Source organism: Saccharopolyspora sp. NPDC049357 (genome assembly GCF_040677225.1).
Classification (GTDB): Bacteria; Actinomycetota; Actinomycetes; order Mycobacteriales; family Pseudonocardiaceae; genus Saccharopolyspora.
Genome location: NZ_JBFAQJ010000033.1, coordinates 37,030 through 56,332, shown reverse-complemented (window position 1 = coordinate 56,332; position 19,303 = coordinate 37,030). Strand labels below are relative to the sequence as shown.

20 protein-coding genes are annotated in these 19,303 nt (G+C 71.5%); 9 read left to right on the top strand and 11 right to left on the bottom strand.

Going from position 1 to position 19,303, the window contains the following annotated elements; genetic code table 11:
• Positions 1-45 precede the first annotated feature (45 nt).
• A complete protein-coding gene (locus AB0J91_RS24250; RefSeq protein ID WP_363789781.1) occupies positions 46-405 on the bottom strand; it encodes a DUF3499 domain-containing protein in 360 nt (119 codons plus the stop codon).
• A 205-nt stretch (positions 406-610) separates the two neighbouring features.
• Between AB0J91_RS24250 and AB0J91_RS24245 the strand changes: the two genes are divergently transcribed.
• A complete protein-coding gene (locus tag AB0J91_RS24245) occupies positions 611-1,084 on the top strand; it encodes a metallopeptidase family protein (protein ID WP_363789782.1) in 474 nt (157 codons plus the stop codon).
• Here the strand turns inward: AB0J91_RS24245 and AB0J91_RS24240 are convergent.
• Both AB0J91_RS24240 and AB0J91_RS24235 read right to left on the bottom strand, forming a co-directional pair.
• On the bottom strand, positions 1,068-3,095 hold the full coding sequence (locus AB0J91_RS24240) for a hypothetical protein (protein WP_363872863.1): 2,028 nt from the start codon (positions 3,093-3,095) through the stop codon (positions 1,068-1,070). The genes AB0J91_RS24245 and AB0J91_RS24240 overlap by 17 nt on opposite strands.
• A gap of 173 nt (positions 3,096-3,268) precedes the next feature.
• Entirely contained in the window at positions 3,269-3,496 is a 228-nt protein-coding gene (locus AB0J91_RS24235; protein WP_145744635.1) for a WhiB family transcriptional regulator, read from the bottom strand.
• Between the two features lie 597 nt (positions 3,497-4,093).
• On the opposite strand from AB0J91_RS24235, the gene AB0J91_RS24230 reads away from it, so the two are divergent.
• From AB0J91_RS24230 to AB0J91_RS24215, 4 genes are all read left to right on the top strand, one after another.
• Entirely contained in the window at positions 4,094-4,852 is a 759-nt protein-coding gene (locus tag AB0J91_RS24230; protein ID WP_363872860.1) for a site-2 protease family protein, read from the top strand.
• Positions 4,853-4,918: 66 nt separating this feature from the next.
• Entirely contained in the window at positions 4,919-5,908 is a 990-nt protein-coding gene (gene cofD / locus AB0J91_RS24225) for a 2-phospho-L-lactate transferase (RefSeq protein WP_363872857.1), read from the top strand.
• Entirely contained in the window at positions 5,905-7,254 is a 1,350-nt protein-coding gene (locus AB0J91_RS24220; RefSeq protein ID WP_363872854.1) for a coenzyme F420-0:L-glutamate ligase, read from the top strand. The genes cofD and AB0J91_RS24220 overlap by 4 nt, the downstream gene beginning before the upstream one ends.
• Before the next feature lie 26 nt (positions 7,255-7,280).
• Complete coding sequence (locus tag AB0J91_RS24215; protein WP_363872905.1) at positions 7,281-7,784, top strand: NUDIX hydrolase; 504 nt, start codon at positions 7,281-7,283, stop codon at positions 7,782-7,784.
• Positions 7,785-7,818: 34 nt separating this feature from the next.
• Here the strand turns inward: AB0J91_RS24215 and AB0J91_RS24210 are convergent, their stop codons facing one another.
• The 5 genes from AB0J91_RS24210 to AB0J91_RS24190 form a co-directional block, all read right to left on the bottom strand.
• Entirely contained in the window at positions 7,819-8,217 is a 399-nt protein-coding gene (locus AB0J91_RS24210) for a type II toxin-antitoxin system VapC family toxin (RefSeq protein ID WP_363872851.1), read from the bottom strand.
• Complete coding sequence (locus AB0J91_RS24205) at positions 8,214-8,471, bottom strand: hypothetical protein (protein WP_132672468.1); 258 nt, start codon at positions 8,469-8,471, stop codon at positions 8,214-8,216. Before AB0J91_RS24205 ends, AB0J91_RS24210 begins: the two co-directional genes overlap by 4 nt.
• A gap of 141 nt (positions 8,472-8,612) precedes the next feature.
• On the bottom strand, positions 8,613-8,906 hold the full coding sequence (locus AB0J91_RS24200) for a hypothetical protein (protein ID WP_363872848.1): 294 nt from the start codon (positions 8,904-8,906) through the stop codon (positions 8,613-8,615).
• Positions 8,907-9,094: 188 nt separating this feature from the next.
• Positions 9,095-10,003: a DNA-3-methyladenine glycosylase 2 family protein gene (locus tag AB0J91_RS24195; RefSeq protein ID WP_363872845.1), complete on the bottom strand. Its 909-nt coding sequence runs from the start codon at positions 10,001-10,003 to the stop codon at positions 9,095-9,097.
• A gap of 5 nt (positions 10,004-10,008) precedes the next feature.
• Positions 10,009-11,109 carry an NDP-sugar synthase gene (locus AB0J91_RS24190; protein ID WP_363872842.1) on the bottom strand — a complete coding sequence of 367 codons (1,101 nt, stop codon included), beginning with the start codon at positions 11,107-11,109 and terminating at the stop codon, positions 10,009-10,011.
• A gap of 184 nt (positions 11,110-11,293) precedes the next feature.
• Here AB0J91_RS24190 and AB0J91_RS24185 point away from each other — a divergent pair, with 184 nt between their 5' ends.
• The gene (locus AB0J91_RS24185; protein WP_363789791.1) at positions 11,294-11,659 is read left to right on the top strand and encodes a hypothetical protein; all 366 of its coding nucleotides are present in this window, start codon (positions 11,294-11,296) and stop codon (positions 11,657-11,659) included.
• A 4-nt stretch (positions 11,660-11,663) separates the two neighbouring features.
• Here the strand turns inward: AB0J91_RS24185 and AB0J91_RS24180 are convergent, their stop codons facing one another.
• The 3 genes from AB0J91_RS24180 to AB0J91_RS24170 form a co-directional block, all read right to left on the bottom strand.
• The gene (locus AB0J91_RS24180) at positions 11,664-12,524 is read right to left on the bottom strand and encodes a glycosyltransferase family 2 protein (RefSeq protein ID WP_363872839.1); all 861 of its coding nucleotides are present in this window, start codon (positions 12,522-12,524) and stop codon (positions 11,664-11,666) included.
• A 36-nt stretch (positions 12,525-12,560) separates the two neighbouring features.
• Complete coding sequence (locus AB0J91_RS24175) at positions 12,561-13,688, bottom strand: glycosyltransferase family 1 protein (RefSeq protein ID WP_363872902.1); 1,128 nt, start codon at positions 13,686-13,688, stop codon at positions 12,561-12,563.
• A 173-nt stretch (positions 13,689-13,861) separates the two neighbouring features.
• Positions 13,862-14,953, bottom strand: coding sequence for a glycosyltransferase family 1 protein (locus AB0J91_RS24170; protein WP_363872836.1), 1,092 nt, complete (start codon positions 14,951-14,953; stop codon positions 13,862-13,864).
• A gap of 56 nt (positions 14,954-15,009) precedes the next feature.
• Here AB0J91_RS24170 and AB0J91_RS24165 point away from each other — a divergent pair, with 56 nt between their 5' ends.
• From AB0J91_RS24165 to AB0J91_RS24155, 3 genes are read left to right on the top strand one after another with little or no spacing between them, the layout of a single operon-like run.
• Positions 15,010-15,930 carry a glycosyltransferase gene (locus AB0J91_RS24165; RefSeq protein WP_363872833.1) on the top strand — a complete coding sequence of 307 codons (921 nt, stop codon included), beginning with the start codon at positions 15,010-15,012 and terminating at the stop codon, positions 15,928-15,930.
• Positions 15,931-15,986: 56 nt separating this feature from the next.
• Complete coding sequence (locus AB0J91_RS24160) at positions 15,987-17,864, top strand: beta-ketoacyl synthase N-terminal-like domain-containing protein (RefSeq protein ID WP_363872830.1); 1,878 nt, start codon at positions 15,987-15,989, stop codon at positions 17,862-17,864.
• Positions 17,861-19,303 carry an AMP-binding protein gene (locus AB0J91_RS24155; RefSeq protein ID WP_363872827.1) on the top strand — a complete coding sequence of 481 codons (1,443 nt, stop codon included), beginning with the start codon at positions 17,861-17,863 and terminating at the stop codon, positions 19,301-19,303. The genes AB0J91_RS24160 and AB0J91_RS24155 overlap by 4 nt, the downstream gene beginning before the upstream one ends.

Here is a 19,303-nt window from a genome sequence, read left to right as displayed (position 1 = left end):
CGTTGGCGGCATCCGGTTTGACCAGAGCTGTTCGTCACGATCTGTTCACTCGTCCACGGGGTCGGGCAGCGCCCGCAGGTGTGCGCGGCGACCGGCTCCCGGGGCGCTGACCTGCGATTCCACCGGCCTGTCCGGTCTGCCCGCTTCGCGCACGGCCTCGGCCAGCGCGGTCAGGTCGTCATCTGACGGGGTGGGTGGCGCGAACTCGCCTTCGTGCCGGACGACCTCCCAGCCGTTGGGAACGGTGAGCCGCAGCGCGTGCGCCTCGCACAGGTCGTAGCTGTGCGGTTCGGCATAGGTGGCCAGCGGTCCGACGACCGCGGTCGAGTCCGCATAGGCATAAGTGAGCGTGGCGACGGCCGGGTTGACACACCCGGTCCGCGAGCACCGCCTCACGCTCCGCACGCCACGCACGATAGCGCCTCCTGTCCACCTCGCGGCGCAGGCACGCGGAATCTCTTTCACGAGCCACGCCGAACACCAGTTTCCACCCTGCCTCGCACCGAGTTGATGGGGTGTCTGCTTTCGGCGAACAGGCGGTCGCGATCACCACCGGAAATCCCGGTGCCGGTTGTCCCGGCCCGGGTTGCGGAGGGCGTACCCTCAGCCCGTGGTGACCGCACGTGGATCTCGGCGTCGAACCCGCTACCGGCGGGATCGGCGCGGCCGTGGCCTGCGCGGACCGCTGTACCCCTCCTCGGTCCCGGTCTCGCGCAGCCGTTCGCAGCGCTTCGACGCGCTGGTGCTGGAGGCGCTGGAACCCATCGAGCAGCGCTGGCACGCCGAACTGACCCAGCTCGATGTGGCCGTCGACGAGGTACCGGAGATCAACAACACCGCTCCGGAGAAGGTGACCTGGGACGACGACGTGGTCGTCGACGCCAACGTCCCGCTCGCCCGGCTCGTCCCGGCCGGCGTGGACAAGCGCGGCCTGCCCACGCGCGCCCGCATCGTGCTCTACCGCAGACCGCTGGAAGCCCGCGCCCGCGACGGCACGGACATGGCCGACCTGCTGCACGACGTCCTCGTCGAGCAGGTCGCGACCTACCTGGGACTGGATCCGGACGTCATCGAGGGGCAGTGACGCCCCGGCGTCGCCGCCCGGGGATCGCCGCGATCACCGTGAACAGCACCACCGCCGCCTGCACCACCAGCAGCGTGGTGCGCGGGAGCTCGGTGTAGCCGACCTGGACCTCGGCGGCCTGCTGCGGCAGCGGCACGGCGACCTGATGACCCCACGCCGTGGCCAGCGGGACGCGCTTGCCGTTGACGGTGGCGTACCAGCCGGGCTCGTTCTCGGCGCCGAGCACCAGCGCGCGCCCGGTCCCGCCCTCGGAGATCCGCACCGTGAACGACGGCAGCTCGGCGCCCACCGGCAGCGGGCGCGCTTCCGGGGCCGGGCCGGGCTCGGTCTGGGCCTGCCTGGACAGGTCGGGGCCGACGAGCTTCACCGGCGTCGCGGGCAGCAGCAGCCGCAGCTCGCGGGCCGGGCCGGTGAGGCGGCCGTCGTCGACGACCATGTCGTGGGCGAGTTCGGGGACCCGCGAGTTCGCCGGGACGACGACGTGGTCGGCGCCGCGGGCGGCGACCGCGGCCAGCGCTCGGCGGACCCGTGCGCTGTCGTCGCTCCGCAGGTCCTCGTCGATCCGGCGCAGCCAGTCGGCGGCGGTTCCTGCCGGGGCGAGGTCGTCGTCGCCGAAGCGCGGACCGCTGCCGGTGATCAGCCGGGCGGGTTGTGGTCCCGGGTCGAGCACCAGACGGGTGCCGGTCGCGGGAACGGCCTGGTGGACCTGCAGCGGGCCCGAAGCGCTGCCGATCGCCGACGCACCGCCGAGCGCGAGCAGACCCGCCGCCAGCACCGGCGCGGTGATCTTCCAGCTCAGCGCGGGCATCTTCGCGATCAGCACGATCCAGGCGCATCCGGCGGCGACCAGCACCAGCGGGCCGCCCGTCCAGCCGGGGCTCGCGACGCCGCCGATGAGCGATTCGGTGGACACCGTGCCGATGACGACGGCCGCCAGCCAGCCGAGCAGGGCGACTCCGGCACCGGCCAGCATCCGGGCGTCCCAGCAGATCGCCAGCGCCAGGATCGCGGTCAGCACCAGCAGCACGCCGAGCGCGCCCACCGCGGAGCCGTCCGGGCTGAGCGTGGCCAGCAGCACCGACGCGGGCTGCTCGACGACGCGGGCGCCGAGCCCGTGCACCAGCACCTCGGGGTGGCTGAGCAGCTGTCCCGGCCACGGCAGCAGGCAGGCCACCGACAGCAGCACGAGCGCGACGAGCCCGGCGGCACGTCGGCGTCCGCGCAGGCCGTTGCCGGGAACGAGCACGTGGGCGAGCAGCGCCAGCACGACCAGCGACAGGTGCACGGCCGGCGCGAAGGCACCGAGCACGGCCAGTCCGAACGCGGTGAGGCAGGCGGTGCCGAGCCATTGGCCGTCGGAACGGCGGATGACGGCGGCGATCCCGGCCAGCAGCGGCGGAACCAGCACGTGCGCGACGACGACGTCGAGCCGTCCCTGCCCGGCAGAGATCGCGGCCACCGGCAGCAGCGCGTAGGCACCGGCGACCAGGGCGCGGCGCAGCGGGGAGGCGTCGATCGCGCGAGTGGCGAGGTAGGCGCTCAGCCCGGCCAGCGGGACGCCGAAGAGCATCAGCGCGGCGACCACGACCGACGGTCCACCTAGGACGGAGCCGAGCAGCGCCAGCACGACCAGCGAGGGCGACGCGGGCGATCCGGTGCCACCGCCGACGGCGTGCCACGCGTTGAGGTAGTCGCTCCAGGTGGTGGCCAGATCAGCGGTCGGCAACAGCCGGCCGCCAGCCAGCGTTCCGCCGAACCGATTCGTGATCAGCGCGTTGACGAGCGCGAAAACGACCAGTGCGGCGGTCATCGCGGTTCCGGGCGACCGCAGGGCCGACAGCGCCCGCTCGCGCGGTGAGCGGCGAACCGGCTCCTGGGTTTCCGCGGTGGTCGGGGCGTCCGAGGCCTCGCGTGGTGACGGCGTCGGCTGCTCGGTCTGGTCGCTTCGCTCAAAGACGAAGCGGCGCAACGACTTCACGACCTGCAACCGCGACTTCGACGGCTCGTCCACCCGCGCTGGTCCTCCCGCTCGTCCGAACCACTACGGCCCGAACGGTAATGCACGCGGAACGTCCAGCGGACTGGGTGTGACGACCTCTCGTGCCGTTGCGGACCGGACGCGACGGGCGTGAAGACGACCTTCGCAGCTCGCACCGCTGCGGGACGAGCGCGGAAAGCAGCCGATCAGACCGCGCGGCGCTTGAGCTTGCGGCGCTCGCGTTCCGACAGGCCACCCCAGATGCCGAAGCGCTCGTCGTGCTGCAGCGCGTATTCCAGGCATTCGGAGCGGACCTCGCAGCCTGCGCAGATGCGCTTGGCCTCACGAGTGGATCCGCCCTTCTCCGGGAAGAACGCTTCTGGATCGGTTTGCGCGCACAGCGCGCGCTCCTGCCACTCCTGCTCTTCTTCCATCTCGAAGAGCTCGGCGAGCGCGTCGAACTCCGCGACCGTGGCGGTGGCGGTGGCGTCCCCGCGCTCCGCGAGACGGCTATCTCCTGATTCCCACATGACTCCCCCGATTTCTCCCCGTTATCCCGCCGGTCCTCCCCAGGACCGGAACAGGACGCACTCCTGCTCGCAGGTTTCCGGTCCCGCGGACGGGACCGGAACGCATCGACGGCGATGCCGTCGCCGACCGCTCACATCGCCGCCCTCTCACTGCCGGCGACGTGCCGATCGACCTCGTGTCCGGCCGGGTTCTCCCGCTCCCGGCCAACCGCCGAAACGACCACCTCGCCGCGGCGAGGGGTTCGGTTTCAACAGCGAATGACACTGCTGTGATTACACCCGTGTAGCTCCTTGCGGTCAAGCCGGGACCATCCGTAGGGGGACATCCGGATCTGCGGATCCCCAGGTCCGGCCGCCCCAACCAGACCCGCGCGTTCAGCACAGGGCCAGTGGTCCGTACGGCGCATCGCGCTGCGCCAAGATCATTAATACCACCCCTCCGCGATCACCGCTGTCCGAATCCGATCAACACGCGCACGGCGAGTCGTGGAGACTTGGAGCGTGACTACCTCCGTCGCGCGGGTCAGCCCGCTGTTCCTCGGCATCGTCGCCGTCACCGCGCTCGGCGGTGTGCTGACGACGTTCACCGACACCACCGCTCTGACCAGCGGCGTGATCCTGCTGGTGCTGGGCGGCTGGGCGGTTTCGCTGTGCCTGCACGAGTTCGGGCACGCGGTCACCGCCTACCGCGGTGGCGACTGGTCGGTGCGCTCGAAGGGCTACCTGACGCTGGACCCGCGCCGCTACACCGATCCAGTGCTGAGCATCATCCTGCCGTTGATCTTCGTGGCCATCGGCGGCATCCCGCTCCCCGGCGGCGCGGTGTGGATCAACCACGGCGCTCTGCGGGGTCGCAGGGTCGAGTCGATGGTCTCGCTGGCGGGACCATTGACGAACCTCGTGCTGGGTCTGATCCTGACGACGATCATCGCCTTGGTCCCGATGCCGATCGGCCTGACGGCCGGACTGTCCTACCTGGCCTTCCTGCAGGTGATCGCCTTCGTGCTCAACATCCTGCCGGTTCCCGGCCTCGACGGGTACGGCGCGATCGAGCCGTGGCTGTCCGCGCCGGCGCGGCGGTTCGGCGAGAAGGCCCGGCCGTGGGCTCCGCTGGTGCTGTTCCTGCTGCTGATCGGTGTTCCGCTGGTGGGCAGCTGGTTCTTCGAGCTCGCCTACTTCGTGTTCGACCTGGTCGGCGGGGACTCCGCGATGACCTCGCTGGGGCAGACCTTCTTCCGGAGCATCTTCGGCGGCCTCTGAGTCCACTGACCGGGAGCGTCCGGGTTCACAGACCTCGCCGGGGACGGGCGTGCGAGGATCGGTGGTGTGAAGGTCGTAGTTCTGGTCGGCGGCGTCGGTGGCGCCCGTTTCCTGCTCGGAGTCAAGGCGGCGCTCGGGCTGCCCGCCATCGGCGAGGCGGAGAGTTCCGAACACGAGATCACCGCGGTGGTCAACGTGGGCGACGACGTGTGGATGCACGGGCTGCGGGTCTGCCCCGACCTCGACACCTGCATGTACACGCTCGCCGACGGCATCGACACCGCCAAGGGCTGGGGCCGGGTCGACGAGACCTGGTCGGTCAAGGAGGAGCTCGCCGCCTACGGCGCGGAACCGACCTGGTTCGGCCTCGGCGACCGCGACATCGCCACCCACCTCGTGCGGTCCCGGATGCTGCGCGCGGGCTACTCGCTGACGGCGGTGACCGAGGCGCTGTGCGACCGCTGGCGCCCGGGGGTCCGGCTGCTGCCGGTCACCGACGACAGGGTCGAGACCCACGTGGCGATCGACGACCCTGACACCGGCGAGAGCCGGGCGGTGCACTTCCAGGAGTGGTGGGTGCGCTACCGCTCGGAGCCGGAGGCGCGCGCGATCGTGCCGGTCGGCGCCGACGAGGCCAAGCCGACCCCCGAGGTGCTGGACGCGATCGCGCAGGCCGACGTGGTGCTGCTGGCCCCGTCGAACCCGGTGGTGAGCATCGGAACGCTGCTGGCGGTGCCCGGTTTCCGCAACGCGCTGCGCGAGACGGAGGCCGCCGTGGTGGGCCTGTCGCCGATCATCGGCGGCAAGCCGCTGCGCGGGATGGCCGACGCCTGCCTGAGCGCGATCGGCGTGGAGACCTCGGCGGAGGCCGTCGGCCGCCACTACGGCGCGCGCGGCGATGCCGAGGGAATCCTGGACGGCTGGCTGGTGCACAGCGACGACACCGCCGACGTGCCCGGTGTGAAGGTGCGCTCGGTGCCGCTGCTGATGTCCGATGTGGACGCCACCGCGGCGATGGCGCGGGCGGCGTTCGACCTGGCTTCGGAGAAGGCATGACACCCAGGGATCACGCGGCGACCGGGGGCTTGCAGCTGTTCGCGGTGACGGGGCTGCCGGAGTTCGTCGAGGGGGACGATCTGGCGGCGTCGATCTCGGCGACCGCTCCCTGGTTGAGCGACGGTGACGTCCTCGTCGTCACCAGCAAGATCGTGTCGAAGGTCGAAGGCCGGATGGTCACCGCGCCCGACGATCCCGAGGAGCGCGACGCGCTGCGGCGCGAGCTGGTGCTCTCGGAAGCCCGGTCGGTGCTGGCCCGCAAGGGCCGGACGCTGATCACGCAGAACAAGCTCGGCATCGTGCAGGCCGCGTCCGGCGTGGATGCCTCGAACGTGGCGCAGGACCAGATCGCGCTGCTCCCGGAGGACCCGGACGCCTCCGCACGGCGGTTGCGGGACGGGATCGCCGCGCGGCTGGGCGTGCGGGTCGCCGTGGTGGTGACCGACACGATGGGCCGGGCCTGGCGGGTCGGGCAGACCGACGCGGCCATCGGCTCCGCCGGGCTGGCCGTGCTGCACCGCTACGCGGGCAGCACGGACGCGCAGGGCAACGAGCTGGCCGTCACCGAGGTCGCGATCGCCGATGAGATCGCCGGTGCGGCGGACCTGGTCAAGGGCAAGCTCGGCGGCATCCCCGTCGCCGTGGTGCGCGGACTGACCACTGTGGACGACGGTTCGGCGGCGCGGGACCTCGCCCGGCCGGTCGAGGAGGACCTGTTCCACCTGGGAACGGCCGAGGCGATCGCGCGGGGACGACGGGAAGCGGTGCTGGTGCGCCGCTCGGTGCGCGAGTTCGCCGACACCCCGGTGGAGGAGGAATCGCTGCGGCGCGCGGTCGGCGCGGCGCTGACCGCTCCCGCTCCGCACCACACGCGCCCGGTGCGGTTCGTGTGGCTGCGCGATCGCCCGCTGCGGGTCAAGCTGCTCGACGCGATGCGCACCGCGTGGCTGGAGGACCTGCGCGGCGACGGCTTGTCCGAGCAGGCCGCCCAGCGCCGCGTCAACCGCGGGAACCTGCTCTACGCGGCGCCGGAAGTGGTGCTGCCGTTCCTGGTGCGCGATGGTGCGCACACCTACCCGGACGAGGCGCGCTCGGATGCCGAGCGGCAGATGTTCACCGTCGCGGGCGGTGCCGCGGTGCAGGGACTCCTGGTGTCGCTCGCCGCCGAGGAACTCGGCTCGTGCTGGGTCTCGTCGACGATGTTCTGCGCCGACGTGGTCCGCAAGGCACTGGACCTGCCGGACACCTGGGAGCCTCTCGGTGCGGTCGCGGTCGGCCACCCGGCGACGCCCGCCGAGGGCCCGCGACCGCCGCGCGACCTCGACGACGGATTGGTGGAGCTGTGACCGGACCGCACGCGGACACGACTCGGGTGCTGGGTGACTGGCGCCCGGTCGACCCGCAGCAAGAAGCCCTGCGCCAGGCGTTCCTCACGCTGCTCGACGCCCGGGAGGACGCCTGCCTGCGCGCCTGCGAACCGGGCCACGTCACGGCCTCGGCGGTGCTGCTGGACTCGGCGGGTGACAACGTGCTGCTCACCCTGCACCCGCGCGTGGGCCGGTGGCTGCAGCTGGGCGGGCATTGCGAGCCGGAGGACGACACCCTCGCCGGTGCGGCGCTGCGCGAGGCCACCGAGGAGTCCGGGATGACCGGCCTGGTGGTCGATCCGGAGCCGGTGCACCTCGACGTCCACCCGATCACATGCTCGCTCGGCAAGCCGACGCGCCACTTCGACGTCCGCTACGTGGTCCGCGCCCCGGCCGGCGCCGAACCCACCCGCAGCGATGAATCCCTCGACCTGCGCTGGTGGCCCCTGGCGACCCCGCCGGAGAACACCGATCTCGGCCCGCTGCTCACCGCGGCGATGGCAGGCTGACTCCCCTTCGAACGCTTGCGAGGCCAAGGCCGACTCACTGCACCAACCGGAGTTCGCATCGAATCCCCGGGGCAGCGGCCAGCCGCTTGTCACCCGTGACGAGGGGCAGTTCGTTCAGCTCCGCGACGGCAACGTACGCAGCGTCGTAGGAGGAAAGGTTGTGGCGGAGTTCCCAGATCCTTCCTCTGACCGCGGCGGTGAACGGGAGTTCCTGGATGAACGTCGCCGCCCACCTGCCGAGAACGTCTTCGGCGTGCATCGCAGAAATCTTTCCGCCCGCGACCAGCCCTCGTAGCACGCTGAGCATCTCAACTGGTTGATGCGGAGGCGCTGCCCAGCTGGTGTGCGTCCCGAGGAGTTTCCGGACCTGGGGACCACTGTGGTTCGCTCCCAGGAAGAACGAGACCAAGGTGGAAGTGTCGACGACGATCACGCAACACCCGCCCGACCATCGCCCCCTGGAGCCTCACCACGGGCAGCGCGGACCGCATCAACGATCTCGTCCATGCTCAACAACCCGCCACCCACAGGCTCCATGTCCGCCAGTTCAGCATTGCGCGAGAACCGCGCCTCACGCTCCAGCACAGCCAGCAGGTAAGCCTGCAAGGACTGACCGCTCCGCTTTGCGGCCCGGGTGAGCAACTCTCTTACCTCTTCGGGAACGTTGCGAATCGTCAGAACAGCCATGACTTCATTATAGAGTCATAATGCAGTCATGGCTAGAACGCCCGGTAATCGCGCACGGGGAAGCGCGGGGCGTAGCGGGGCGGTTGACCCCTGCCGCGGCGGACCGCTCTGTGGCGGTGGCCTTCGTAGGGGCTGAGCGGCTCAGGCCGATTCGTTGAAGACGGCGTCTTCCAGGCGCCGCAGCCGCGCTTCGACGCCGTTCGGCTCGGAGCGCACCAGTGCGGACTCGATCAGCCTCCTGATCCACGCCGTCGTCTTCACGTCCTCTGCTGCGGCTCGTTCGCGAACCTGATCCAGCAGTGATTTCGGCAGGCGCAGTGACGTGGTGATCATCGGGTCAGGCTCTGCGGGCTCGTCCTCCCAGTGCCCCGACTCCATGATCTCCGACATGTCATGGCTTCCGCAGTACTCGGCGAGCTTGTCCAGCTTCGTCATGTCACTCACCTTCTCTTACGCCGGAAGGTTCGGCGCTCTCTGACGCACGACCAGATTAGAACGACGCATTGCGTTGCAATACGTCTCACGATCCAATTCGCCCGGCGGAATGTTCGCATTCGCCACCCACGCGAATTCGATCACTCTCCGTAGCCTCCGGGAGGGAGGTCGCGCCGAGAAGGTGCGGCTCAGAACGCCCGGTAATCGCGCACGGGGAAGCGCGGGGCGTAGCGGGGGCGGTTGACCCCTGCCGCGGCGAGGTAGCGGACCGCTCTGTGGCGGTGGCCTTCGTAGGGGCTGAGCGCGCTGAGCATCCCCTCGTCGTCGAGGGGGCGGCCGACCAGGGCGGTGCCGACGATCGCGGGCAGGTGGAAGTCACCGACGCTCACCGCGTCGGGGTCGCCCCAGGCGCGCTGCGCGACCTCGGCCGCCGTCCAGGGACCGATGCCGGGGATCTTCTGCAGCAGGTTCCGGCCCGCCTCACCGCGGAGGACCACGGCCTTCTCCAGGCTGCGCGCCGACGAGGCCGCGGCGAGCAGGGTGCGGCGACGGGCTCCGTCGATGCCCGCGCGGTGCCACTCCCAGTCCCGGATCTCGCGGACCTGCCGCGGATCGGGCGCCGTCCACAGCTTCTCCACCGGCCCGGGGGCGGGATGGCCGAAGCGGCGGCACAGCTCCCGCCACGAGCGCCACGCCTCCCGGTTGGTGACCTTCTGCTCCAGGATCGCGGCGACGAGGACGTCCCACACCCGGCCCGACGAGCACAGCCGCATCCCCGACGCCGCCCGCACCCCTCGCGTGACGACGTCGTGGGCGGGCGCGAAACCGCTGTCGTCGTCGGAGGCGCCGAGCAGGTCCGGGACGCCCTCCAGCACCGCTTCGGCTCCCGGGCCCCACGCGGATGCGCGAATGGTTCCCTTGCTCGCACGGCGCAGGCGCAGCGTCGCGGGGCCGCCGGCGGTGGTGCTGGCCCACCACAGCTCGCCCGGCTCGACGCGGGTCGTCGGATCACCGTTGCCGCGCCGCAGCGGCGACAGGACGCGGACCAGGTCCAGCGGGTAGTCGTGGTGCCAGTCACGGGTGAGGGGTTCGTTCATATCGTTCAATCCGCCGAGAACCGTACTCCGTTCGGCGGAAGCTCGACGCCCGGCCAGACCCGGATCCCGGCGAGCAGCTCGCAGTCGGCACCGATCGTCGCGCCGTCACCGATCACCACGTCGCGCAGCACGGCCCCGGCACCGATGCGAGCACCGGCTCCCACCACGCAGCGCTCCACGACCGCGCCGGCCTCGACCGTCACGCCCTCGAAGAGCACCGAAGCGCTGACGTGGGCATGGGAACCAATCTCGCAGTTCTCCCCCAAGGTGCTGCCCGCGTCGACGACCGCGTCTTCGGCGACCCTCGCACCGGCGAGCACCAGCGCCGGCCCGGTCGGGCCGGGCAGCGCGTCGGACGGGGCGTTGCCCAGGACGAGGTCCGCGCTGCCGCGCACGAACGCGGCCGGGGTTCCCATGTCCAGCCAGTACGACGCGTCGACGTAGCCCTGCACGCGGGCTCCGGAGGCGAGCAGCTCGGGGAAGGTCTCGCGCTCGACCGACACCGGTCTGCCGGTGGGGATGCTTTCGATCACCTCTCTCCGGAAGACGTAGCAACCCGCGTTGATCTGGTCGACCGGCGGGTTCTCGGTCTTCTCCAGGAAGTCGGTGACCCGCCCGTCCGCGTTGGTGGGCACGCAGCCGAAGCGGCGCGGATCGTCGACCTTCACCAGGTGCAGGGTGACGTCGGCCGCCGCGTCGCGGTGGGTGTCGAGCAGCTCGGCGAGGTCGACGCCGGAGAGGATGTCGCCGTTGAACACCAGCACGTCGTCGGCGGTGAGGCGGTCGGCGACGTTGCGGATGGCGCCCGCGGTGTCCAGCGGTTCGGACTCCACCACGTACTCGATGTGCAGGCCGAGGTCCGATCCGTCACCGAAGTGCTCCTCGAAGACCTCCGCCTTGTAGGAGGTGCCGAGGACCACGTGCTCGATGCCGATCGCGCTGATCCGGGACAGCAGGTGGCGCAGGAACGGCACGCCGGCGGTCGGCAACATCGGCTTCGGTGCGGACAGGGTCAAAGGCCGGAGCCGAACCCCCCGACCGCCCACCAGCACGACCGCTTCCGCCTTCGGGCGCGGTTCGGCCGGGGTCTGCGCATCCGCGGACATCGGCGTCGTCCTCCTCTACCTGACCTAGATCAATGACGAAAACCCATTGGGGGGAATACTCTGGCAGTGGCAACGGCATAATGACACCGGGCCCGTGCCCGATGGCCGTGCCCGGTTCAACGCCACACCTGGTTTTTTGCCAGGTTCGGCACCACCGACTGCGAACGACTGAGAGGGCATCCACATGGACCCGCGCCTCCGAGCCGACGAAGCACTTGCTCGCGCGCGGGCACGCGGCGCGTTCGTCGTCACACCGGACAACGCCACGTCGCCGATGGACGCGGCGAACACCGTGCGGATCCCGCGCGACATCGTCAACAGCGCGGGCGCGGACACCGACACGAACATGCTGCCCGCCGCAGGTCAGCAGATGCAGGCGCAGCAGCAGCCGCAGTTCCCGACCGTCGACCCGCACACCGGGTGGCCGACCGAGGACTACGGGCAGCCGCAGCACGGCATGCCGCCCAACCCGTACCAGTCGCAGCGCGGCCCGCACGAGTTCGGACCGCTCGGGTCTCAGCCCACCCAGCAGTACCCGCAGCAGTACTAGACGATCAGCGCGCCTGGATCTTGGCGCGCGCGGTCAGGCCGAGCTTCAGCGCGAGGCGCAGCGGCGCCCACTTCAGGCCCGGGTACCGGTCGGCGAGGTAGCGGTAGGCGGAGCGGTGGTGCTCGGTGAGCATCCGCTTGGACACCTGGGAGGTCGAGGCGCCGCCGATGTGCATGATCTCGGCGTCCGGCACGTAGACGTTGAGCCAGCCGGCCTTGCCCAGCCGGTCGCCGAGGTCGACGTCCTCGAAGTACATGAAGTAGCGCGGGTCGAACCCGTCGATGGAGTCGAACGCCTCGCGCCGCATCAGCAGGCAGGATCCCGACAGCCATCCGGCGGTGCGTTCACCGCTCCCCGAATCCGACTGGCGGTAGGCGCGCGACCAGGGGTTGCCGGGCCAGATCTTGACGAACAGCGCGTGCCCGACACCGCGCCCGATCGAGGGCAGCAGCCGAGCGGAGGGGTAGACCTCGCCGGTGGGTTCGGTGATCAGCGGGCCGAAAGCGCCACCGCGCGGCCAGCGCCCGGCCGCCGCGATCAGCTCGTCGAGGGAGCCCGCGCCCCACTCCAGGTCGGGGTTGGCGATGACCACCCAGCCGTACTCCGGGCCGAGCGCGGCGACTCCGCGGTTGGCTCCCCCGCCGTATCCGAGGTTGCCGCCGGTCGGCACGAATTCGACGTTCGCGTGCTGCTGCGCGGCCTGCTGCGGCGCGCCGTCCTGCGAACCGTTGTCGGCGAGGATCACGCGGACCGGGCGCTCGGTGGCCTTGTCCAGGGTGTCGATGAAGCGCTGCAACGTTTCGCCGGGCGAGTAGGTCACGGTGACGACGGCGAGTTCGTCGCCGTAGGTGCGCGCGTTGGTCACGCCGTCACATTCTGCTGCAACGCGGTCGCCACCGGGTCAGCGGGTGCGGGCGTGGTGGGCGCGCGCGTAGGCCTCGCGGTGCTGGGTCGCGCAGGCTCCCCAGGTGAACTCCTTGGCGCGCAGCTGCGCGGCAGTTGCCAGGGCCGAGCGGCGGGCCGGGTCGTCGAGGAGTTCGCGCAGGCCGGCGGCGATGTCGGTGGGCCGGACGCCGCAGTAGACGACGGCGTCACCGCCCACCTCCGGCAGGCTCAGCCTGCGCGTGGTCAGCACCGGCGCACCGCAGGCCATCGCTTCCAGGACCGGCAGTCCGAAGCCCTCACCGAGGCTCGGGTAGGCGACCAGCCGCGCACCGCCGAGGAATCCGGCGAGCTCGTCGAACGGCAGGTACCCGGCCCTGATCACCCGGATCCGGTGCGGAACCGATTCCAGCGCCCGCTCGACCTTGGTGTCCCAACCCGGCTGCCCGGCGAGCACCAGCGCGGGGGCCTCGTCGCGGCGCCCCTGGCAGGCCTGGGTGAAGGCCCGGATGAGCGCGGGGACGTTCTTGCGCGGTTCGAGGGCACCGAGGAACGCGACGTAGGGCTGGTCGAAGAGGTTCAGGCGGTCGCGGACGACCTCGATCTCCTCCGGGGTCGGCGGGTGGAACCGGTCCGGGTCGACGCCGTGGTAGCTCACCGCCATGCGGTTGCGGTCCGCCCCGATGGTGCGCGCGAGCTCGGCCGCGGTGGCCTGGCTGGGCACCACGCAGATCTCGGCGCGGCGCAGTGCGGCCCGCGTCCACGCGCGGAAGAAGCGGGCCTTGACCGGCGAGTGGACGCGGCGGTTGGTGAAGAACGTGGCGTCGTGCAGGGTCACCACCGACGCGGCGGGGTTGGCCAGCGGCGTCGTGTAGTGCGGCGAGTGCAGCACGTCGACGCCGAGCTTGTTGACCAGCACCGGCAGCGTCGTCTGCTCCCACGTCAACCGCGCGGTCCGGGTCGCGACCGCCTCGGCGGCCGGAACGATCCGCGAGTTCCGCGCGAGGGTCGCGTAGACGGCCGCGTCGCGCGGCTGGCACACCACGGTGACCCGCGCGCCGTCCGAATCCAGGGCGGCGAGCAGGGAATCGACGTACCGTCCGACGCCGCCTCGGTCCGCGGGGACCGCGGTGGCGTCGATCAGAATGTGCGGTTCACCTCTGTGCACCAGGAAAGAGTACGGCGAAGGTTCACGGCTTCGTGCCCAGTACGTGAAAAACGTGGGAGCGAGGAGCAGCCTTTGTGAGCAAGGGAACCTTTCGGTCACCGTTCGCCAGCTCGCAACCTGATCGTCGGTCTCGGGGTCAGGAGGGGAACCTTTCAGTCACCGACGAGATCGCGGTGCAGTTCCCAGATGTCGAGGGCCGCTCTTTCCCAGGTGAACTCGGCCGCCCTGCGCCGCCCGGCTGCGGCGAGGTGGGTTCTGCGCTGCGGGTCGTCGACGATGCGGCGCAACGCGACCGCCAGCGCGGGCGGATCGGCTCGGGGGACTTCGACTCCCGCACCGCCGGCGACCTCCGACAGGGCTGGGGCGTCGGAGTGGACGACCGGGAGGCCGAGTGACATCGCCTCGATCAGCGGCAGGCCGAAGCCCTCGGCGAGGCTCGGCGCGACCAGCGCCGTGGCGCCGCGCAGCAACGCGGAGAGCTCGGCGTCGGTGATGTCGTTGAGCACCCGCAGGCGGCCGTACCCGGTGTCGGCCGCGAGGGCGGGCAGGTCGAGGTCTCCCCAGCCGGGGCGGCCGACGATCAGCAGCGGGATGTCGGGGGCGTTCGGTTCGGCGAGGGCGCGGATGAGGTGCTGGTAGCCCTTGCGCGGCTCGATGGTGCCGATCGCCAGCAGGTAGTCCGGCGGCGGATCGAGACGGGTGGCGGGTGCTGGTTCGGCCAGCAGAGCGGGGCTCACGCCTTCGGGGACCACCCGGGGTTCGGAGGTGAGCGGAACTCGACCGGCCAGGTCTTCGGCGACTGCGCGGGTGGGCACCACCAGGGCGTCCGCGTGGCCTGCGGCTCTGGTGATCATGCGCCGGTGCCAGGCGACTCCGCGCGGGGTGAGGGTTTCCGGATGGGTCCAGGGGACGGTGTCGTGCACGGTGACGACCAGGCCGCGTCCGCGTCGGCGAGGCGGGGCGAGCGGCGTCATCGCGTGCACGGTGTCGCCGCCCGGCCACAGCGGCAGGCCGCGCTCCCACGCGGCGATCAGCGCGCGTCGCGGCAGCGGCAGCACGCGGGGTCCCGCGACGCCGGCGACGCGGGCCTTCTCGGGATCGCCGCTGCGGCTGATCGCGCTGGTCACCGTCCATCCGTCGGGTGCGGTGGCGGCGAGGGAGCGCAGCAGTTCCCGGGTGTAGCGGCCGGTGCCGCCGGGGACCGGGGCCAGCAGCTGCTCGGCGATGGCTACCAGCTCGGGCACCTGCTCAGCTTCGCACGCGCTGGAAGCCCGCCGATGCGTGACGCTAGGTTTCCCGGGTGACATCAGACGGGGTGCGCACCACGGTCATCGTGATCACGTGGCGCGGCCGGGCCCACATCGACGCCTGCCTGGAGGCGCTGGCCGCGCAGTCACGTCCGCACCGGACGCTGGTGGTGGACAACGCCTCCGACGACGGCACGGCCGAACTGCTCACCGCCCATCCCGAGATCGAGGTGCTGCGACTGCCTCGCAACGTCGGCTACGCGGGCGGCCTGGCAGCCGCACTGCCCGAGGTGGACACGCCCTTCGTCGCCTGGCTCAACGACGACGCCGCCCCGTCCGCGGACTGGCTGGAGGTGGTGGAGGGGAACCTTTCTGCCACCGCGACCGCGGCGGCGGCCACGTCCGTGCTGCTGGCGCCGGACGGCGGTGTGCAGTCGACGGGGGTGCGGCTGACCGCTGACGGGCACGGCGCGGATGCCACGGCGACCGGCGCGGTCTTCGGGTTCTGCGGTGGCGCGGCGTTGCTGCGCACCGACGTGCTGCGCGAAGTGGGAGGGGTTCCGGCCCACTTCTTCTGCTACTACGAGGACACCGACACCGCGTGGCGGCTGCGGCTGGCGGGTTTCGACGTGGTGGGCACGGAGGCGACCGCCACGCATCTGCACGGGGCCAGCACCCGGCCCGGTTCGGCGCTGTTCCACCGCTGGAACGAGGGGAACCGTCTGCTCACCCTGCTGCGCTGCGCGCCCGCCGGGGTGGCGGTTCGCGAGCTGGCGAGGTTCGCGGCCATCACGCTGCTCCTGCCGTGGCGCGATGTGCCCCATCGCCCGCCGAACCTGCGGGCCGGTCTGCGGCTGCGGGTGTTGGTGAAGGTCTCCTCGCTGCTGCCCGCGACGCTGCGCGCCCGTCGCAGGATCGGCCGGATGGCGCGGGTTTCCCGCCGCGAGGTGTGGGAGACCTGGGCGGGCCGGTGAGCGGACGTCAGTGCTGTGCAAGTCGGTTGTAAGCGGCCTGCGCACACTTCGGGGGCATGACTACGACTGGAGTTCACCAGCGTTCGATCGCCATCGTGGGGATGTCCTGCCGGCTTCCCGGGGCGACCGATCCCGACCGGCTGTGGGAACTTTTGTGCGGCGGTGTCGACGCGACCGCGCACACCCCCGCTGAGCGCTACGACGCGGCGGCGCTGCGTTCCTCGGGGCCCGGCGGTCTCGCCGGTTGCCGGGCCGGGTTCGTCGACGGAATCGCGGATTTCGACGCCGATTTCTTCGACATGTCCGCGGCCGAGGCCACCGCGCTCGATCCTCAGCAGCGGCTGCTTCTGATGTGCGCGTGGGAGGCGTTCGAGGACGCCGGAGTCGTCCCGGAGCAGTGGCGCGGATCCCGAACCGGCGTGTTCGTGGGCAACTCCCGGGCCGATTTCCTCGAATCCGCCCTCCAGCAGGGCCTTTCCTCCGCCACGGCGACGCAGCTGGGAAACGTTCGCTCACTGCTGCCCGCGAGGCTGTCGCACCACTTCGACCTGCGCGGTCCGAGCGTCGTGATCGACACTGCGTGCTCGTCGGCGTTGACGGCGGTGCACCAGGCGGTGCAGAGCCTGCGGTCCGGGGAGACCCCGGCGGCGGTGGTCGCCGGGGTGAACCTGCCGCTGCGGCCCGACGAGGCCGTGATGATGTCGCACGCCGGGGCCATGTCGGCGGACGGCCGCAGCCGTTTCGGCAGCGCGGACGCCGATGGTCACGCGCCTTCCGACGCGGTCGCGGTGGTGGTGCTCAAGCCGATGGAAGCGGCGCTGGCCGACGGGGATCGGGTGCGCGCGGTGATCGCCGGCAGCGCTGTGGGCAACGACGGACGCAGCAGCGACTCGGTGCTCAACCCGTCGCTGGAGGGGCAGCTGGACGTGCTGCGCTGGGCCTACCGGGACGCGCGCGTGGAGCCCTCGGCGGTGGACTTCGTGGAGGCACATGGGTCGGGTTCGCCGCTGCTGGACCCGTTGGAGCTGACCGCGCTGGGCCGGTTCATGGGAACCTCCCGATCACCGGACCGGCCGCTGCTGGTCGGCTCGGTGAAGTCCAACCTCGGGCACGCCGAGGCCGCCGGTGGCCTGGTCGGGCTGATCAAGGCCGCGTTGTGCCTGGAGAACGGCAAGGTTCCTGCGAGCCTGCACGCCGGGCTCCCGCGCACCGACGTGGACTGGTCGGGTCTGTCGATCCCGCGGGCGCTCACCGACATCCCCTCGCGGGCGATCGCCGGGGTGTCCGCGCAGGGGTCGTCGGCGCTCAACGCGCACGTGGTGCTGCGCAGCGCCGAGCACGAGCCGCGCACACCGGACGACGGGACGCGCTGGCCGCTGGTGCTGTCGGCGCGCACTCCGGAAGCGCTCGCGGACCTGACCCGCGCCTACGTCGAGCATCTTTCGGGTTCGGGTGCGGACTTCCCGGTGCGCGACCTGTGCCGCAGCGCGGCGCTGCGCCGCACCCGCTTCGAGCACCGCGCGGTGGCGATCGGTGCGACGCACCGGGAGCTCGTCGAGTCGCTGACCACCGACAGCACGCCGGAGCTGGACCGGTTCCTCGGTTCCGAGTCGGTGGACCGGGACGGGCTGTTCGGGCCCGGACGGCACGTGCCGCTGCCGACGTACCCGTGGCAGACGCGCCGCTACTGGCCGGGCGAGGAGCCGGCGGGTGATGATCCGGCGGAGTGGTTGCTGGGCAAGCACGCGCGCACCGCGTTCGACCAGGATTCCGCGCTCGCCGACATCGGCATCGATTCGCTGGCGAAGCTGCAACTGCTGGTGGAGGTGCAGCAGCGCACCGGGCGCGAGGTCGATCCGGAGGAGCTGGCGGCGTTGCGCACCGTGCGGGACCTGTGCCGCTGGGCGCGAGAGCTGGCGGAGGTTCGGCGATGAACGTTCTCACGTGGTTCGAACGGGCCGCCGCCCAGTTCCCCGACGAGCCGGCTCTGGAGGTCGACGGTGCCGCCTTGACCTACGCGGAGCTGCGCGAACTGGTCGAGCGGTTGGCGGCGCGGCTGCAGGCGGCGGGCCCCCCGCGACGGGTCGGGCTGCTGGCGAACCGCTCGGTGCTCGCGTGCGCCGGATACCTGGCGGTGCTGCGCGCCGGTGCGACGGTGGTTCCCTTGAACCCGCAGCACCCGCCGGAGCGCATCCGCGAACTGGTGGCCAAGACCGGTGTCGAACTGCTGCTCACCGAGCAGTCCGGGGCTCGGGGTGAGTGGAAGGTTCCCGTGCTGCGCGCCGGGACGGACGAGCCCTTCGGACGGGTGCGGGAGGTGCCCGTCGGGCCGGACGACATCGCCTACGTCATCTGCACGTCGGGATCGACGGGAACGCCGAAGGCGGTGCCGGTCTCGCACGGCAACGTCGACGCGTATCTGACGGAGGTCGCCGCGCGGTACGGGATCGGGCCGGGAAGCCGGGTTTCGGGGAACTTCGAGCTGACCTTCGACGGTTCGGTGCACGACATGTTCGTCACCCTCGGCCAGGGCGGCACGCTCGTGGTGCCGCGCGCGGGAGCGTTGCTGTCACCGGTGCGCACGGTCAACGCGCTGCGGTTGACGCACTGGTTCTCGGTGCCGTCGCTGATCTCCTTCGCGGAGCGGCTCGGCACGCTGCGACCGGGGGCGATGCCGACGTTGCGGTGCAGCATCTTCGGCGGTGAGGCGGTGCCGTTGGAGGCGCTGCGGAGTTGGAAGCGGGCGGCGCCGAACAGCGATGTCGAGGTGCTCTACGGGCCGACTGAGCTGACGATCGCCTGCACCGGCTACCGGTTGCCGCGCGAGGTGTCGGGGTGGCCGAGCACGCCGAACGGGGTCGCTCCGATCGGCGAGTGCTTCCCCTCGTTGGAGTTCCGGGTGCTGGACCCCTCCGGCAGGCCGGCGACGCGCGGCGAGTTGTGCGTGCGCGGGCCGCAGCGGTTCGCCGGTTACCTCGATCCCGCTGACGACGCGGGACGTTTCGCGCCGGGCGGCTGGTACCGGACCGGGGATCTGGTGACCGTCGAGGACGGTGTGCTGCTGCACCTGGGCCGCACCGATCAGCAGGTGAAGGTGCGCGGGCATCGCATCGAGCTCGGTGAGGTCGAGGCCGCGTTGCGCGCGCTGCCGAGCGTGCGGGACGCGATCGTGCTGGCGGTGCCGACCGAGGGCGAACCGGAGTTGGCGGCGGCCGTCGGGGGCGACTGCGATCCCGACGCGCTGCAGGCGGGTCTGCGCGACCGGCTGCCGCCGTACATGCTGCCGCGCCGGATCACGGTGCTGGACCGACTTCCGCTCAACGCCAACGGCAAGCTCGACCGCCGGGCGCTGCGCACCGAACTCGAACTGTGA

What these genes read in the sequence shown, in the direction of transcription:
- AB0J91_RS24235 (WP_145744635.1), bottom strand. Translation starts at nt 3,496, where the DNA reads ATGGAAGAAGAGCAGGAGTGGCAGGAGCGCGCGCTGTGCGCGCAAACC.
- AB0J91_RS24220 (WP_363872854.1), top strand. Translation starts at nt 5,905, where the DNA reads ATGACACCCAGGGATCACGCGGCGACCGGGGGCTTGCAGCTGTTCGCG.
- AB0J91_RS24205 (WP_132672468.1), bottom strand. Translation starts at nt 8,471, where the DNA reads ATGGCTGTTCTGACGATTCGCAACGTTCCCGAAGAGGTAAGAGAGTTG.
- AB0J91_RS24200 (WP_363872848.1), bottom strand. Translation starts at nt 8,906, where the DNA reads ATGACGAAGCTGGACAAGCTCGCCGAGTACTGCGGAAGCCATGACATG.
- AB0J91_RS24195 (WP_363872845.1), bottom strand. Translation starts at nt 10,003, where the DNA reads ATGAACGAACCCCTCACCCGTGACTGGCACCACGACTACCCGCTGGAC.
- AB0J91_RS24190 (WP_363872842.1), bottom strand. Translation starts at nt 11,109, where the DNA reads ATGTCCGCGGATGCGCAGACCCCGGCCGAACCGCGCCCGAAGGCGGAA.
- AB0J91_RS24185 (WP_363789791.1), top strand. Translation starts at nt 11,294, where the DNA reads ATGGACCCGCGCCTCCGAGCCGACGAAGCACTTGCTCGCGCGCGGGCA.
- AB0J91_RS24160 (WP_363872830.1), top strand. Translation starts at nt 15,987, where the DNA reads ATGACTACGACTGGAGTTCACCAGCGTTCGATCGCCATCGTGGGGATG.
- AB0J91_RS24155 (WP_363872827.1), top strand. Translation starts at nt 17,861, where the DNA reads ATGAACGTTCTCACGTGGTTCGAACGGGCCGCCGCCCAGTTCCCCGAC.